Below are 14,072 nucleotides of genomic sequence, written 5' to 3'. Positions count from 1 at the left end.
GCTGGCCGCGAGCCGGCCACCCCGATAGAGATGATGTCATGCATACCCTGGAACAGCTGCGCGCAGGTGAACTCTGCGGCGCCCGCCACCTCAAACTCGCCGAAAACCTGACGGAGTTCCCGCCCGAGATCCTGGCTCTCAAAGAGACGCTGGAGGTGCTGGATCTCACCGGCAACCAGTTGAGTCGGCTGCCTGACGAGCTGGCCGGGTTTAGCAAGCTGCGCATCATTTTCTGCTCCGAAAACCGCTTTACCGAGCTGCCCGAGGTGCTGGGGCGCTGCCCGGCACTTACCATGGTGGGCTTCAAGGCCAACCGGATCGCCACTGTGTCTGCTGCGTCGCTACCGATGGGGCTGCGCTGGTTGATCCTGACCGACAACGTGGTGGAGCAGTTGCCCGATGAGCTGGGTCAATGCGGCGCCCTGCAAAAGCTGATGCTCTCGGGCAACCGCCTGCGCGAGCTGCCGGCAAGCCTTGCCAACTGCCAGCGTCTGGAGCTGGTGCGTATCGCCGCCAACCGGCTCGACGCGCTCCCGCATTGGCTGGTGAGCCTGCCGCGCCTCGCTTGGCTGGCGTATGCAGGCAACCCCTTCAGCGACAGGCAGGAGCAGCGGCTGGGCCAGTGCGCCTCGGTGGCCGACATCCCGTGGGCTGCGCTGACGGTGGGCGAGCTGCTGGGGCAGGGGGCATCCGGCGTCATCCATCGCGCCGAGCTGGCAACGCCGACGGGGCCGCGGGCGGTGGCGGTCAAATGCTTCAAGGGGGCCGTGACCAGCGATGGGCTGCCCCGCTGCGAGCTGGCGGTGTCGCTGGCGGCCGGCCGTCATCTCCATCTGGTCGGGGTCGAGGGGCGGGTGGGCGATCACCCCTCCGGCATCCCGGCGCTGGTGATGGCGCTGATAGACCCTGATTTTATCAACCTGGCGGGGCCGCCGAGCTTAGACTCCTGCACCCGCGACATCTACCCGGCCGATGCCCGCTTTACCCCGGCGGCGCTGCTGGCCATGGCGCAGGGGGTGGCGAGCGCCGCGCTGCATCTGCACAGGCGCGGCATCCTGCACGGCGATCTCTACGCCCACAACATGCTGCACTCCTTGCAAGGGGAGGGGCGGCTGCTGCTCGGGGATTTCGGCGCCGCCTCCTGTTACGAGCGAACCAACGGCGAGCTGGCCGGCTTGCTGGAGCGACTGGAGGTGAGGGCCTTCGGCTGCCTGCTGGAAGAGCTGCTGGCCCGCTGCGCTCCCCGTGATGACAGGCTGGATGCCCTGTATGTGCTGGTGGATGAATGTCTTGCCGAGGTGGTAGCGGCGCGCCCCGACTTTACCGAGGTTGTGGCAAGGCTTGCTGCGGTGGCGGCGGTCATCTGTGCCGAGCCAGTCTTGCTCTGATCCGGCTCGCCCTGCCGTCGCGGTAGCAAGCGGGCGCAAAGCTGGCGAGCAAGAGCAGGAGTGGATGACAAAAAGATGTCAAAAGGGGGCCTTGGGGCCCTTTTTTGTTTTGCTGTGCTTTTTTGGGTAAAAGTTGTGGCTGTGGCCCTGTTGGTGCTTGCGCGCAGCGGGCTAAGTTGTGATATTGAGGCATCTTTACATGACAGGGGTGACAGGATGGAAGCGGCTTTTTGGCATCAGCGTTGGGAAGAGAACCGGATCGGCTTTCATCAGGCGGATTTCAATCGCTGGCTGCAATCCTGGTGGTCGGCCCAGCAGCAGGGCGAGCCCGTGCTGGTGCCCCTGTGCGGCAAGTCCCGCGACATGCTCTGGTTGAGCGGGCAGGGTCATCCGGTCGACGGGTTCGAGCTCTCGTCCGTCGCCATCAACAGCTTTTTCAGCGAGAACAAACTGAGTGAAACGGTGAGTGCCGAGGGGCCCTATCAGTGCCATCAGCACGACAGCCTGCGCATCTATGAGGGGGATTTTTTCGCCGCCCCCGAACTTGGCCGCCGTTATCGGCTGGCTTACGACAGGGCGGCCCTCATTGCCCTGCCGACCGCCATGCGCCGTCAATATGCCGAGCTGATGAGCCGGCTTATCGAGGCGGGTGGTCAGATCCTGCTGGTGACTCTGGAGTATCAGCCGGAGCAGCAGCGCCAACCGCCGTTCTCGGTGGGGGAGATGGAGGTGCGCACCCTGTTCGAGCGCCACTTCCAGGTAGAGGTGCTGGGGCGAGCGGCGGAGCTCGATCATCCCAGGGTGCTGTCGGGTCAGCTCTCCTACTTCGACGAGGTGGCCTACCGGCTGGTACGCCGTCCAGAGGCCTGACCAAAAGCGTGACCTGAGGCCATAAAACTGGCCATAAAGCTGCAGCTGGTTGACTCTTTATTACCTCCTTTGACATAGATCAACGTGACAAGGGAGGGGAGTGCCTAAGATGAGCCTGTTTCTCAATCACTGTTGTCATCGGCAGGCGCGCTCTGGTTTGGGACTGCCCGCCGACCATCAACTCAGTGTCTGATTTTCACGCTCATGTTCACTTTTGGCGGCTCTGGTCGCAATTGATTATGGTTTTTCCAGCCGACCCCACGGGGTCGGCTTTTTATTGGCTGCAAGAAGGGGAAAAAGAGGCCTGATCAGGCCTCGAAGGTGGCGGCATTGAGCCGGAACGCGCGCGGGTCGTCGATAAACTGGCCGGTGATGCGCTCGTCGTGCTCGTGGCCCTGACCATAGCTGCAGAGGATCAGCCGATCCGACGTTCTCGATCTCAGCTGGGTGATAAAGCGCACCAGATCGGCGCGGCTCAGGTTGCCGACCTCCTCGCACACCCTTTCGCGCTGATCAAAGCCGAGATCCTTGTTGCCGATGCTGACCCACAGGCGCTGGCCGCGGCTGCGCAGGTTGGCATCCCGCTCGCTCAGCTGGGCCTGCAGGCCCGCCTTGCTGTCCTGCCACTGCTGGGCGGTGAGTTCGAGCATGGCCAGCGGAAACAGGTCGATGAACTCCTCCACCGCATCCAGCAGGATCTGCGGCCCGGCCACCGGCGACTGAATGTAGAAGATGAGGCCGGGATGGCGATTGAGGGGCAGGTTGCCGGCCCCCACCACATAGCCGAGCTGCTGACGAGTGCGCAGCTCGTGAAAGAAGGTGGAGGACATGATGTGGTTGGCCAGGGTGAAGCAGGCCAGATCCCGCGCCCGGGTGGTGCGCGACTGGTAGTAGACCAGCAGGGCCGAATCTTCATGCTCGCAGCCCTGTTCGCGAATGAGGGTGCCCCTGTCCTGAATGGAGATGAGCGGGCGACGGGTCTCGGCACTGGGCTGGCTGTTGACGCCGAGGTGGCGCTCCAGCAGGGCGGCGAGTTCGAGGGCCTCGGCGGCGGTCCAGTCGCCGTGCACCAGGGTCTCTACGTGCACCTCGGCAAAGAGGCTCGCCACGAAGGCGGGCATCTCGCCCAGCTCGACGCTGCGCAGGTGGCGCAGCAACTGCTCGAACGGCGGGTTGTTGGGCTGCAGCAGGCTGGTGAGCTGGTTGAACAGCTGGGAGATGGGGCGCGCCTTGGACTGGTTGTCCCAGTTGCGGATGAGCTGCTCCTTGATTTCGGCAAAACGGGCCGGATCCGGGTAACCCAGGGTGCGGTTGCCGAGGATCATGTCGAGCAGCAGCGGCTGCTTGTCGGCAAAGCCGCTCAGGTTGATGGTAAAGCCGCCCTGGTGGGCATAGATCTGATAACCGAGCCCCGCCAGCTCCGCCGGGTAGGTGAGGGCGTTGAGGTGGTCGGTGAGCAGCTCCACCGCCAGGCGTGCCATGGCGATGTGGCGCGGGCTCTTGACCGCGTGCTCGCTGTCGATGGAGATGTAGAGGTTGCCCTTGGGCACGCTGAACTGATGCTCGTGCAGGTGCCAGAGCCGAAAGCCGGGCCGATCGATGAGGCAGGCGGGCATGTCGGCGGCAAGCTCGGGCGTGCGCACGTCGAGCCGGTTGCTGATGAAGGGGTTGGGCAGCGGCAGGGCCAGCGCCGGATCCGGCTCGCTCTGCTGCCAGCGGATCTTCTCCGCCTCGGTGATGATGGAGACGCTGTAAGGGGTCTGATACCAGCGGGCCAGCCGGTCCGTGCCGAGCTCCGGCGCCGTGACGGTCATGCGCAGGTTGTGGGGGGTGAGCTTGGCGAGCAGGCGGCGAATGAGCGGCTCGTCGTATGCGCGCATCATGTAGTCGCCGTAGAGCAGGTCATCTGGGGCGTAGCTGAACAGGTTCAACACCAGCCCGGAGACGGTGTCGAGCGCCCGGCCCCGCTCCTGAAAACGAAACGCCGATTCGAGTACGGTGCGTTTCTCGTCATAGCGCCAGGCTTCCACTCCGCCGCGCTCGATGAGCTTCAAGTAACCGAACAGGGCCGTCACTATCTCGTTGACGTGTTCGAGCCCGAGCGGGGTCAGCCCGAAGTTGACGCCAAAATCCTTGAAGTTGGCGCCGCTGATGCCACCGCCGGCGGAGAGCTGGTTGACCCAGCCCTTCGCTTTCAGCAGGGAGAGCAGGCTGCCGTCCCCTTCGTAGCCGATGAGGTGGCTCAGGAAGGTGAGGGGCTTCTTGTCGTAATACTCATCCACGTTGGGCAGCGGGAAGGTGAGCGCGAGCTTGCGGGTCTCCTTGACCGGGTTGATCTGGATGCGAATGCCCAGGTCATCGAGCCGGTAGAGGGGCATGTCTAGGGTCGGCGTTCCCAAATTGCGATTCAAAATGGGAGCGAAAAAGCGATCGCACCAACCCAGCTGGGTCTCGATATCCGCTGGCGAGATCATCACCAGCGCCATGCGATCCGCGCTGTAGTGGGTTTCGTAAAACCGGATAAGGTCGGAGCGCAGATCCCGGCCGGGCAGATCGGCCAGAGTATCCAGGTTGCCCACCGAGAATTTGGCGAAGGGGTGAGCCGGGTTGACCGTCTCCTTGTGCACCTGGTAGCTGCGGCGCACGTCGTCCTGCAGCTTGAGGCGGTATTCGGAGTCGACCGCGTTGCGCTCCTTGTCCACCCACTCGGGATCGAAGGTGGGGCAGATGAAGAACTGGGAGAAGCGATCCAGCCCTGCCTCGAAGAAGCCGTTGTCGATTTCGAAGAAGAAGTTGGTGAACTCGGTGCCGGTCCAGGCGTTGTTGCTGCCGCCATGACGGCTCATAAATTGCTGGTATTCACCAGGTTTGGGATAGGTGCAGGTGCCAAGGAACAGCATATGCTCAAGGAAATGAGCCATCCCCTGCCGGTCCGCCGGATCGTCGAAGTGGCCGGTGTTGACGGCCAGGGAGGCGGCGGACTTGTCGGTGTCGGGATCGCAAATCAACAAGACCCTGAGCCGGTTCGCCAGCTCCAGATAGTGGTATTGCCGATGGTCGTTGGGACTGGCATATGGGCTCATTGGCGCGTGACTCTTGTTGGATTTATTTGAATTTAAACATGATTATCGACCCCGCTACCCGGTGAGGCAAACCCTTTTCTGAGAGGTAGCGCAATTGTTTCCCCCGGCATGGCGGGGTAAGATCCCCCCGCTATCAAAACAGGCCCGTTGGGCGAGGTTGTAATGAAAATCTACATCATGCGTCATGGCCAGGCTGGCATGAATGCGAAAACAGATGAACAGCGTCCACTGACCGAGCAGGGAATCGAAGAGTCCATCCACATGGCCCGCTGGCTGGCCCCCCAGCTTGGCGGCAAGCTGGATCGGGTGATCCACAGCAACTACCTGCGCGCCAGACAAACCTGGCAGAGCATATGCAGTGAATTACCCAAGGCGGGGGCCGTCGAAGAGAGTGGTGACATCACCCCTTATGGCGATCCGGCCTTCGTGGCAAGTTACCTCACTGCGCTTGCGGCCAAACATGACAGCATCCTGATGGTGAGCCACCTGCCGCTGGTGGGATACCTGGTGCAGAGCCTCTGTCCGGCGGCCGGTGCCCCCATGTTTGCCACCTCGGGCCTGGCCTGTATCGAGTGGCAGGATGGCAAGGGGGCCTTGCTCTGGTTGGAAGGACCACATACAATACGCTAAAAGTTAATAAAAAGTTATAGATTGGTTTTTTGGGGAAGAGAGTTGCGATTTTTCCGGATTTTTATACAGATTTGACGGAATTATTTCGCAGAAGCTGCTGTCATACGGATACAACTGCAAGAGGTTGCAAACGATGAGAGTATTCAAGAAGTACCTGCCACTGATGGTGGCAAAACATGTCAAAACCTTCTTCAAGGGGCGGATTTACATCCACGGCAGAGGACGCTTCGACTTCCAGTCCGGCTTGCTGATGATGCCCACGTCGGCGGACATTCCCCACCGCCAGACCGTGGTCGAGGTCAACGCGTTGATTTCGAGACTGCACATGGATGCGGCGTGATAGCTTCGTCACCTCGCTGATCCGTATCATGCCCGCCACTGTGCGGGCATGATTGTTTTTGGGGCCATTCCGGCCTCTTTGGCGCTGTTCGGTTCCCCTTTTTGTCAGGCAATCCACCCCGGACGGCCTGATGCTTGCTAATCCTGCCGGCCTCCCTATACTCCCGCCTGAAATACCCGCTGGTTTTTTCTGGATATAGCGATGCCCCTTGCCTTCTTGTTTCCCTTCTCCTGCATGGCCATCTGGGCCGGCAACGCCATCGTCAGCAAATTGGCGGTGGGGGTACTCTCACCGGCGGCGCTTGCCTGGTCGCGCTGGATGGTGGCCGCCATCGTGCTGACCCCGTTTCTGGCCCATCGGGCCTGGCGCGAGCGAGCCAAACTGCGGGCCGGCTTCTATCAACTGGCGGCGCTGGCCCTGCTCGGCATGGTGCTCAACCAGACCTTCGGCTACTACGCAGCGCAGACCCTGGGGGCGACCGAAATTGGCCTGATGATGGGGCTGACGCCGTTGATGACTGTGCTGCTCAGCATCTGGCTGCTGCGCGAACGTCCCACCTGGGGGGCGCTGCTAGGCGGCGTCATCTCCATTCTGGGGCTGGCCATTTTGCTGGGGCAGGGGGATCCCGCCCGCCTCTTTACCCAGGGCATCCACATCGGCTCCGTCTATATGCTGCTGTCGGCGGGCACCTATGCGCTCTACAGCGTGCTGCTCAAGAAGTGGGATCTGGGGCTCGACAACTGGTCCATGCTCTACGGCCAGGTGCTCTGCAGTCTGCTGTTCCTCACCCCGTTTTATCTGCTGGTGGATGGGCACTGGCCGGACGGGCGGGCGCTCTGGCTCATCCTCTACGCGGGGATCCCGACTTCGGCCCTGTCCCCCTGGCTCTGGATGCAGGGCATTGCTCTGCTCGGGGCGAGCCGCACTGCCATCTTCATGAACCTGCTGCCGGTGATGACAGCGGGCCTGGCCATCAGCTGGCTCGGCGAGAGATTGACCAGCTACCACCTGATCGGCGGTGGCATGACCCTGTTTGGGGTCTTGCTGGCCCAGCTGCTGGTACAACCTGTGGTGCTGCGCCGGCGCAGGGTGGCACTGGCCGCCTGCCAGGAGGATTGAAAAAAAGACCGCCGAATGGCGGTCTTTTTTTATGCGGGATAGCTAGCCTCACTGCGCGGTGAGGTAGAGGTCCTTCGAGTAGACCAGATCCTGCGGATTCTGGTAGGGGTAGCCCTTGATGTTGGGCTTGAGCAGGCGGGACTTGACGTAGAAGTAGACCGGGGCGATGGGGGCGTCGGCCTCGATCACCGCTTCCGCCTGTTGATAGAGGCGGTTGCGCTCGGCGCCATCCTGCGAGTCGTGGGCCTTGCTCAGCAGGGCGTCGTACTCCTTGTTGAACCACTTGCCGCTGTTGGCGCTGCTGCTGGAGGTCAGGATATCGAGGAAGGTGGAGGCGTCGTTATAGTCCCCGTTCCAGGAGTAGCGACTGACCCCGAAATCCCCTTCGTTGAGGGCCGAGACCATGGTTTTCCACTCCATGTTGTTGAGTTTGGCCTGGACACCCAGGTTGTGCTTCCACATGGAGGAGATGGCCAGCGCTATCTTCTTGTGCCCCTCGTTGGTGTTGTAGAGGATGTCCACCGTCAGCGGCTTGTCCGGGCCGTAGCCCGCCTCGCCGAGCAACGCCTTGGCCTGCTTGATCCGCTCCTCCTTGCTCATCAGCTCGCTGGCCGGTCGCTTGAGCTCGAAGCCGTCGACGATGGGCGGGGTCAGGCTGAAGGCAGAGATCTGACCCTGTCCCAGGATCTTCTCGGTGATGGTGTCCCTGTCGATGGCAAGCGACAGCGCCTTGCGCACCTTGGGGTCATCGAACGGTTTACGCTGGGTGTTGAACACGTAGTAGTAGGTGGCCAGGGTCGGTACGCTCACCAGCTCCTGCGGACTCTGCTGCTTGAGCTGCTTGTACTGCTCGAGCGGGTAGCTGGTGTAGTGCAGCTCGCCGGCGCGGTAGCGGTTGTAGGCGGCGGTGTCGGAGACGATCTCCAGATAGAGCACCTTGTTCAGCACCGTATTCTTGTTGTCCCAGTAATGGGGGTTGCGCTCGGCGATGAGGCGTTCGTTGGGAGTCCACTCCTTGAGCACGAAGGCGCCGTTGGAGACGATGTTGCCCGGCTTGACCCACTCATGACCGAACTTCTCAATGGTCGCCTTCGGTGCCGGGAAGGTGGTGTAGTGGGAGAGGGTCTTCAGAAAGAAGGGGACCGGGTTTTTCAAGGTGATCTGCAGGGTATGCTCATCGAGCGCCTTGATGCCCAGCGTATCCGGGCTCTGCTTGCCCTGGATGACCTCGGCGGCATTGGTGACACCGGTCAGCTCGATGAACCAGGCGTAGTTGGAGGCGTTCTTGGGATCCGCCGCCCGCTGCCAGCCATAGACGTAATCGGCCGCCGTCACCGGCTCGCCGTTGGACCACTTGGCATCTGGTCTGAGCTTGAAGGTGTAGACGGTGCCGGTGGGATCGAGCTGGTAACCCAGGGCGCCGGCAGGCTGCAGCTTGCCGTCCCCGTCCAGGGTGTAGAGCCCCTCGAACAGATCGTTGACGATTTCGCTGCCCGCGCTCTCTTCCACCATCTGGGGATCGATGGAGGCGGGTTCGGTACCTATGTTGCGGATGAAGGTTTGCTGTTCTGCGGGTAACAGCTTGGTACCGGCCGGTACCTGGGCCGCCAGGACGGGGAGTGCGAACAGAGCGGCCACCGTGCCGGCAATGAGAGTCCTTTTCATTGAATATCCTTATGTTTTTTTGCTTCCAAAGCCTGGCCAGTGTGCGGGATTGATGGCGAGATCTCAAGAGGCAGGCCGGTCTCCTTTGGCATGCGCCCCAGATAGGGGGCAGAGCGGGGATCTTGGCGCCTTCATGGCAACATCTTCGTGATTTTTTGCCACGAATTAACATTCGAAAAGTTACCGATTGAAACCAGTTTATGGCGAGCGTCGGGCAGAAAAAATGGCGGGAATGTGCATTTATCAAGCGGCTTAATTCGCTGCAAAAACAAAAAACAGACGTTACATTAGGTTACAAAACAACGCTGTCGAGGATCGGCACTTTTTTTGCTGATGCTTGCAAACGTTTTCAATGCCAACGGAAACGATCTTAAAGGAACCATAATGCGAAACATGATCACCATGGGCGAGTTCATCGTCAAAAAGCAGGCGGATTATCCCACTGCGACCGGCGAGCTGACCTCTCTGCTCAGCTCCATTCGCCTGGCTGCCAAGGTGGTGAACCGGGAGATCAACAAGGCGGGGCTGGCGGACATCATCGGCTCCATGGGTGCTGAAAACGTGCAGGGCGAGGTGCAGCAGAAGCTGGACGTCTACGCCAACGAGCGCTTCAAGGCTGCGCTGGAAGCCCGTGGCGAGGTGTGTGGCATGGCCTCCGAAGAGGAGGAGGATTTCGTCTCCTTCGATTCCGAGCTCTCCCGCCACTCCAAGTACGTGGTGCTGATAGATCCCCTCGACGGCTCCTCCAACATCGACGTCAACGTCTCCGTCGGGACCATCTTCTCTATCTATCGCCGGGTCAGCAAGCCGGGTGCCGGCGTCACCCTGGAAGACTTCCTGCAGCCGGGCAACCGTCAGGTCGCCGCCGGTTACGTGGTCTATGGCTCCTCCACCATGCTGGTCTACACCACTGGTTTTGGCGTCAACGGCTTTACCTACGACCCCTCCATCGGCTGCTTCTGCCTCTCCCACGAGAACATCCGCATTCCGGAGGAGGGCAAGATCTACTCCATCAACGAGGGCAACTACATCAAGTTCCCGGACGGGGTGAAGAAGTACCTCAAATATTGCCAGGAGCGGGACGAGGCGACCCACCGCCCTTACACCTCCCGCTACATCGGTTCCCTGGTCTCCGATTTTCACCGCAACCTGCTCAAGGGTGGCATCTACATCTATCCGTCCGGCACCAACTCGCCGAACGGTAAGCTGCGTCTGCTCTATGAGTGCAACCCCATGGCGTTCCTGGTGGAGCAGGCGGGTGGCAGAGCCTCCGACGGCTTCAACCGCATCATGGATATCCAGCCCACCGCGCTGCACCAGCGCACCCCCTATTTCGTGGGCTCCACCAAGATGGTGGAGCGGGCCGAGGCCTTCATGCGGGAGTTCTCCGCCCACGAGAACCCGGCCGAGCAGTCTTGACCGCTTGTGTCACGGGATAAAAAACGGGAGCCAATATGGCTCCCGTTTTATTTGGATGAGCGGCTAGCCGCTCAATCACCGCCACCTCAGGGGCTGGCGTGGTTGGCGAGATCCGCCAGCAGACCGTCCACCAGCTTGAGGCGCATGGCCCGCTCCTGGGTCGGCACCTGGAAGCGCAGCCGGGTCGGCCCGTCCATCTTGTAGATGCGCGGTTGCTCGGAGAGCAGCTTGACCAGATAGGCCGGGTTGACGCGGGTCTCCTGGGTAAAGTCCAGATAGCCGCCGCGCTCGCTCATCTCCACCCGGCGAATGCCCAGCGCCGTGGCGCGCTGGCGGAAGGCGGCCAGCTCCATCAGGGTCTTGGTCGGTTCCGGCAGCAGGCCGAAGCGGTCGATCAGCTCCACTTTGAGTTCGCGCAGCTCCTGCTCGTCCGCCGCACTGGCGATCCGTTTGTACATGGAGAGGCGCATGTTGACGTCCGGGATGTAGTCGTCCGGGAGCAAGGCCGGCAGGCGCAGCTCCACCTCGGTGTGCTGACTCATGAGCTGTTCGAGCGACGGCTCCTTGCCATGTTTGAGCGCCTCCACCGCCTGCTCCAGCATCTCCATGTAGAGGGTGAAGCCCACCGATTCGATCTGGCCGCTCTGATCGTCGCCAAGCAGTTCGCCGGCGCCGCGGATCTCCAGATCGTGGGTGGCGAGCGCAAAGCCGGCGCCGAGATCTTCGAGGGACGCGATGGCCTCCAGCCGCTTGGCCGCGTCCTTGGTCATCAGCTTGGGATGGGGGGTGAGCAGATAGGCATAGGCCTGGTGGTGAGAGCGGCCGACCCGGCCCCGCAGCTGGTGCAGCTGGGCCAGGCCCAGATGATCCGCCCGGTCCATGATAATGGTGTTGGCGCTCGGCACGTCGATGCCGGTCTCGATGATGGTGGTGCAGACCAGCAGGTTGAAACGCTGGTGGTAGAAGTCCGACATCACCCGCTCGAGCTCCCGTTCGCGCATCTGGCCGTGGGCGATGCCGATGCGCGCCTCCGGCACCAGCTCGGCAAGATCCGCCGCACACTTCTCGATGCTCTCCACGTCGTTGTGCAGGTAGTAGACCTGACCGCCACGCTTCAATTCCCGCAGCACCGCCTCGCGCACCACCGCCGGCTCATGCTGGCGCACGAAGGTCTTGATGGCCAGGCGCTTGGCGGGCGGGGTGGCGATGATGGAGAGATCCCGCATGCCCGACATCGCCATGTTGAGGGTACGCGGAATGGGGGTAGCTGTGAGGGTGAGGATATCCACGTCGGCGCGCAGCGCCTTGATCTTCTCCTTCTGGCGCACCCCGAAGCGATGCTCCTCGTCGACGATGAGCAGGCCGAGATCCTTGAAGGTGAGCTCGGCGCCGAGCAGCTTGTGGGTGCCGATGATGATGTCCACCTTGCCCTCGGCCATCTCCTTCATCACCGCGCTCTGCTCCTTGGCGGAGCGGAAGCGGCTCAGCACCTCCACCCGCACCGGCCAGTTGGCGAAGCGGTCGCGGAAGTTGTCATAGTGTTGCTGGGCCAAGAGGGTGGTGGGCACCAGCACGGCCACCTGCTTGCCGCCGTGCACGGCCACAAAGGCTGCCCGCATCGCCACCTCGGTCTTGCCAAAGCCCACGTCGCCGCACACCAGCCGATCCATGCTCTTGGCCTGGCACATGTCGCCGAGCACAGCATTGATGGCGTTGAGCTGATCCTCGGTCTCCTCGAACGGGAAGCCGGCGGCAAACTGGCGATAGGCCTCGCGGTCGTGCTTGAAGGCAAAGCCGGCGCGGGCCGCGCGGTGGGCGTAGACATCGAGCAGCTCGGCCGCCACGTCGCGCACCTTCTCGGCCGCCTTGCGCCGCGCCTTGACCCAGGCCTCGCCGCCGAGCTTGTGGCTGGGCGGATTGTCGGAACCTGTGTAGCGGCTGATGAGGTGCAAGCTGGTGACCGGCACGAACAGCTTGTCGCCACCGGCGTACTCCAGGGTCAGAAACTCGGTGGGCAGGCCGCCGGCGTCTATGGTCTCCAGCCCCAGATAGCGACCGACCCCGTGATCCAGATGCACCACCGGCTGACCCTGGGTCAGCTCGCCCAGGTTTCGGATCACCGCATCGGAGCTTAAATTCTTGCTCTTCTCCCGTTGCCGTTTGCTGCGGATCTTGCCGCCCAGCAGTTCGGTTTCGGTGATGAGCGCCAGCTCCTCTTGCCCCGGCTCTCGCAGCAAGAAACCGCGTTCGAGCGGTGCCACCAGCAGGCCGTGGCGGGCCTTGCTGGTGATGAAGGCATCGAGCGAGGTGAACTCCTTGGGTTGCAGCGCAATGCGCGCCAGCAGGTCCCCCAGCACCTCGCGCCGTCCTTCGGACTCCACCGCAAACAAGGTGCGGCCGGCAAAATCTTGCAGGAACTGGCTGAGGGCCAGCAGCGGCTGCTCCTTGCTGTGATCGAGCTGAAGGTCCGGCAGCGCCGAGAGAGGGAGGTCGTGCTGGCCGGCATCGCCGGCGGTGGGGGCCTCCTGCAGCCGTACGGCCGCGTACTGACCCAGAGCGGCAAACAGCTGTTCCACCGGCAGGTAGATCTGCTGGGGTGGCAGCAGGGGCCGGGTATTGTCCCAGCGCCTGTCTTCGTAGCGCTGGCCGATGTCGTTCCAGAAGCGCTGGGCGGCGGGGTAGATCTCCCCCACGGTCAGCAGCAGGGTGTTGTCCGGCAGGTGATCAAACAGGCTGGCGGTCTGCTGGAAGAAGAGCGGCAGATAGTACTCGATGCCCGCCGGCCAGCGCCCCTTGCTCACCTCCTGATAGATGGAGCCATCGGCGCGGGAGATCTCGAACTGTTCGCGATACTGGCCGCGAAACAGCTCGATGGCGGCTTCATCGGTGGGAAACTCCCGGGCCGGCAACAGGCTGACGCTCTTGACCGGCTCGCTGGAGCGCTGGGTCTCGGGGTCGAACGGGCGGATGGAGTCCACCTCGTCGTCGAAGAAGTCGATGCGATAGGGGCTGCTGCTGCCCATGGGGAAGAGATCGAGCAGTGAGCCGCGGGCGGCAAATTCGCCGTGCTCCAGCACCTGCTCCACCGCCACGTAACCTGCCTCGGCCAGGCGTGCGCGCAGCTGCTGCAGGTTGAGGCGCTGGCCGCTCTTCACCATCAGGCTGTACTTGTCGAGATAGACCCGGGGCGCCGTGCGCAACATCAGGGTGGAGATGGGCACGATCAGCACGCCGCTGCTCATCTGCGGCAGCTTGTAGAGGGTCTCGAGCCGCTGGGAGATGATGTCCTGATGGGGGGAGAAGGTGTCGTAGGGCAGGGTCTCCCAATCCGGGAACAGCAGCACCGGGCAGCCCTTGTCGGCCAAGAGGTACTGCAGTTCCTGTTCGAGGCGCAGGGCACTCGGGGTATCGGCGGTCACCAGCAGGACGGGGCGATGAGCCTCCTCGGTGAGGCGAGCGGCCATCAGCGAGAGGCTGCTGCCTGTCAGCTGGCCGAGCGTTAACTTTTGGCCCGCCTTGGCGGGCAAGGCGGGGAGCTTCATTGGCATCATTCGATTC

The 14,072-nt window shown here is 62.4% G+C and carries 9 protein-coding genes; 6 read left to right on the top strand and 3 right to left on the bottom strand.

The features are described 5' to 3' along the window. Positions 1–38 precede the first annotated feature (38 nt). Together AB5Y81_RS03380 and AB5Y81_RS03375 are read left to right on the top strand one after the other, a co-directional pair. A complete protein-coding gene (locus AB5Y81_RS03380; protein ID WP_279484266.1) occupies positions 39–1,388 on the top strand; it encodes a leucine-rich repeat-containing protein kinase family protein in 1,350 nt (449 codons plus the stop codon). A gap of 216 nt (positions 1,389–1,604) precedes the next feature. Continuing rightward, the gene (locus AB5Y81_RS03375; protein WP_017781387.1) at positions 1,605–2,258 is read left to right on the top strand and encodes a thiopurine S-methyltransferase; all 654 of its coding nucleotides are present in this window, start codon (positions 1,605–1,607) and stop codon (positions 2,256–2,258) included. Positions 2,259–2,566: 308 nt separating this feature from the next. On the opposite strand, the gene AB5Y81_RS03370 is transcribed toward AB5Y81_RS03375, so the two are convergent. Next, positions 2,567–5,341 (bottom strand): insulinase family protein, encoded by a 2,775-nt coding sequence (locus tag AB5Y81_RS03370; protein WP_279484267.1) that lies wholly within the window; start codon positions 5,339–5,341, stop codon positions 2,567–2,569. A gap of 162 nt (positions 5,342–5,503) precedes the next feature. Here AB5Y81_RS03370 and sixA point away from each other — a divergent pair, with 162 nt between their 5' ends. From sixA to AB5Y81_RS03355, 3 genes are all read left to right on the top strand, one after another. Further along, complete coding sequence (gene sixA / locus AB5Y81_RS03365) at positions 5,504–5,971, top strand: phosphohistidine phosphatase SixA (RefSeq protein ID WP_139752874.1); 468 nt, start codon at positions 5,504–5,506, stop codon at positions 5,969–5,971. A 133-nt stretch (positions 5,972–6,104) separates the two neighbouring features. Continuing rightward, entirely contained in the window at positions 6,105–6,311 is a 207-nt protein-coding gene (locus AB5Y81_RS03360; protein WP_005301545.1) for a DUF1107 domain-containing protein, read from the top strand. Between the two features lie 201 nt (positions 6,312–6,512). Beyond that, positions 6,513–7,430, top strand: a complete 918-nt coding sequence (locus AB5Y81_RS03355) for a DMT family transporter (RefSeq protein ID WP_017781390.1) — start codon at positions 6,513–6,515, stop codon at positions 7,428–7,430. A 48-nt stretch (positions 7,431–7,478) separates the two neighbouring features. Here AB5Y81_RS03355 and AB5Y81_RS03350 read toward each other — a convergent pair whose 3' ends face one another. Further along, entirely contained in the window at positions 7,479–9,095 is a 1,617-nt protein-coding gene (locus AB5Y81_RS03350; RefSeq protein ID WP_279484268.1) for a peptide ABC transporter substrate-binding protein, read from the bottom strand. A gap of 384 nt (positions 9,096–9,479) precedes the next feature. Here AB5Y81_RS03350 and fbp point away from each other — a divergent pair, with 384 nt between their 5' ends. Then, complete coding sequence (gene fbp, locus AB5Y81_RS03345) at positions 9,480–10,514, top strand: class 1 fructose-bisphosphatase (protein ID WP_017764306.1); 1,035 nt, start codon at positions 9,480–9,482, stop codon at positions 10,512–10,514. An 86-nt stretch (positions 10,515–10,600) separates the two neighbouring features. Here fbp and mfd read toward each other — a convergent pair whose 3' ends face one another. Then, positions 10,601–14,065 carry a transcription-repair coupling factor gene (mfd, locus tag AB5Y81_RS03340; RefSeq protein WP_025201612.1) on the bottom strand — a complete coding sequence of 1,155 codons (3,465 nt, stop codon included), beginning with the start codon at positions 14,063–14,065 and terminating at the stop codon, positions 10,601–10,603. Positions 14,066–14,072: the final 7 nt, after the last annotated feature.

The sequence above is a fragment of the Aeromonas sp. s2 genome (genome assembly GCF_040907935.1).
In the GTDB taxonomy this organism is placed as follows: Bacteria; Pseudomonadota; Gammaproteobacteria; order Enterobacterales; family Aeromonadaceae; genus Aeromonas; species Aeromonas dhakensis.
The sequence above is the reverse complement of the archived record's forward strand: the minus strand, read 5'-3'. Positions and strand labels throughout refer to the sequence as shown.

Coding starts and splice junctions, on each gene's coding strand:
- mfd (WP_025201612.1), bottom strand. CDS start 14,065: ATGATGCCAATGAAGCTCCCCGCCTTGCCCGCCAAGGCGGGCCAAAAG.
- AB5Y81_RS03350 (WP_279484268.1), bottom strand. CDS start 9,095: ATGAAAAGGACTCTCATTGCCGGCACGGTGGCCGCTCTGTTCGCACTC.
- AB5Y81_RS03370 (WP_279484267.1), bottom strand. CDS start 5,341: ATGAGCCCATATGCCAGTCCCAACGACCATCGGCAATACCACTATCTG.
- AB5Y81_RS03380 (WP_279484266.1), top strand. CDS start 39: ATGCATACCCTGGAACAGCTGCGCGCAGGTGAACTCTGCGGCGCCCGC.
- sixA (WP_139752874.1), top strand. CDS start 5,504: ATGAAAATCTACATCATGCGTCATGGCCAGGCTGGCATGAATGCGAAA.
- AB5Y81_RS03375 (WP_017781387.1), top strand. CDS start 1,605: ATGGAAGCGGCTTTTTGGCATCAGCGTTGGGAAGAGAACCGGATCGGC.
- AB5Y81_RS03360 (WP_005301545.1), top strand. CDS start 6,105: ATGAGAGTATTCAAGAAGTACCTGCCACTGATGGTGGCAAAACATGTC.
- AB5Y81_RS03355 (WP_017781390.1), top strand. CDS start 6,513: ATGCCCCTTGCCTTCTTGTTTCCCTTCTCCTGCATGGCCATCTGGGCC.
- fbp (WP_017764306.1), top strand. CDS start 9,480: ATGCGAAACATGATCACCATGGGCGAGTTCATCGTCAAAAAGCAGGCG.